The organism is Blautia sp. AF14-40, from assembly GCF_003479665.1.
In the GTDB taxonomy this organism is placed as follows: Bacteria; Bacillota; Clostridia; order Lachnospirales; family Lachnospiraceae; genus Fusicatenibacter; species Fusicatenibacter saccharivorans.
This window is the reverse complement of sequence record NZ_QUHK01000118.1, coordinates 1-359: the sequence shown is the minus strand read 5'-3', so window position 1 is coordinate 359 and position 359 is coordinate 1. Positions and strand designations below refer to the sequence as shown.

General features: G+C 51.3%; 1 pseudogene. It reads left to right on the top strand.

From position 1 onward, the window contains the following. A pseudogene (locus DWW13_RS19660) lies at positions 1-359 on the top strand (VirB4-like conjugal transfer ATPase, CD1110 family); the annotation flags it as partial.

Here is a 359-nt window from a genome sequence, read left to right as displayed (position 1 = left end):
GATTTTATCCTTTCCCTCTGCGAGCTTGTCATTGGCGGCAAGGAGGGCTTGCAGCCTGTCGATAAGACCGTCATTGACAGGGCTGTAAGAAATGTGTACCGTCCGTTCCTTGCAGACCCCGACCCGGCAAAAATGCCTATCTTGGGCGACCTTTACGACGAGCTGTTAAGACAACCGGAGCCGGAAGCTGCCCGTATCGCGGCGGCATTGGAGCTGTATGTTTCCGGCAGCCTTAACGTATTCAACCACAGAACCAACGTGGAACTTTCTAACCGCCTTGTCTGCTTTGATATAAAGCAGCTTGGGAAGCAGCTTAAAAAGTTAGGTATGCTCATTGTGCAAGACCAGACATGGAACAG